Origin of the sequence: Pseudomonas sp. 14A (genome assembly GCF_018132745.1) — a bacterium.
Taxonomy (GTDB): Bacteria; Pseudomonadota; Gammaproteobacteria; order Pseudomonadales; family Pseudomonadaceae; genus Aquipseudomonas; species Aquipseudomonas mercuritolerans.
This window is the reverse complement of record NZ_JAGRQJ010000005.1, coordinates 1-1,304: the sequence shown is the minus strand read 5'-3', so window position 1 is coordinate 1,304 and position 1,304 is coordinate 1. Positions and strand designations below refer to the sequence as shown.

Genomic DNA, 1,304 nt, shown 5'->3' with positions numbered 1-1,304 from the left:
GCGTCGTAGCCGTAGGTGCGCTGGCCGTGGCGGCTGTCGGCGATGTGCTCGAGATTGCCGTTGGCGCTGTAGGCATAATCGCGGCGGTACAGCGAAGCGTGGCGATGGCCTACAGCATGGGCGAGCAAGCGGCCCTGATCGTCGTAGGAATATTCGCTGAGCAGCAGACCCTGCTGGCGTTGCTGTTCGCGACCGCAGTGGTAGACGTGGCGCGTGAGCGGCGTGCCGTTGAGGTCGATGGCGCTCAGCGCACCGCCCTTGGCATAGTGGTAATCGAGCTTGCTGTTGTCCGGCAGGCGCAGGCGTTTGAGCTGGCCGCACGCGTCATAGGCGTAGCGCAAGGTGCCCCAGCCCTGATGCTCGGTGATCAAGCGATCCTGACGGTCGTACTCGAAGGCCAGCGGATGGTTCTGGCCGTCATCGACGGCAACCAATCGACCGAGGCGGTCGTAGTCGTAGCGGACTTTGATCCCGTCTGGCAGGGTTTTGACGAGCAAACGCCCGGCCCTGTCGCGCTCGTATTGGGTAACCAGACTGGGGCCGAAATCACCAAACTCGGTCTTTTCCAGCAGATGACCATTGAGGTCGTAAACGTACGCGGTGCGCCGCCCATCAAACCCGGTTTCCTGTCGAATCAATCCGGTCGGCGTGTAATCCAGTCGGTACTTTTCGCCCGATTCGTTTTCAATCTCGGTCAGCAACAGCCGCGCATGGTCGTAGCGGTACTGCACGCGGGTGCCGTCAGGATTGATCCGCCGCGAGACCAGGTGCAAATCATCGTCATATTCATAGCGGGTGATGCGCCCGAGTTCATCGCGTTCGGCGGTGATCTGGCCGTAGGCGCCGTAGCTGTAGGCGCGCGTGCTGCCCGTAGGAGAAGTCGTCAGGATCAGTCGGCCGGCGGCGTCCCACTGCTGACGACTGACAACACCAAATTCGTCCTGAGTGGTAATCCGCCGGCCCAGTGCATCGTAGGAAAAGCGCCGCACGCCGCCATCGGGCAGGGTTTCTTCGATGAGCTGGCCGAGCTCGTTCCACACCCAGCGGTGGCGGCTGCTGTCCGGATAGCGCAGCGACAGCAACTGCCCGCGCAGGTTGTAGTAGTAATGCGTGACCTGGCCGTCGGGATCGACCGCTTCGGTGACGGCGCCTTCAGCGTTGCGTCGGTAGATCCACACCGCATCACCACGGCAACGCTTGTAGAGAAAACCGTTGCGGTACTCGTAGGACGTTGGCGCATCGTCCGGCGGAATCAGCGCGATCAGCCGTCCGAGTTCGTCGTAGCGGTATTCGGTGACCGCGCC

1 pseudogene is annotated in these 1,304 nt (G+C 62.3%); it reads right to left on the bottom strand.

The features are described from left to right. Positions 1-1,304: pseudogene (locus PS14A_RS07470) on the bottom strand (RHS repeat protein); the annotation flags it as partial.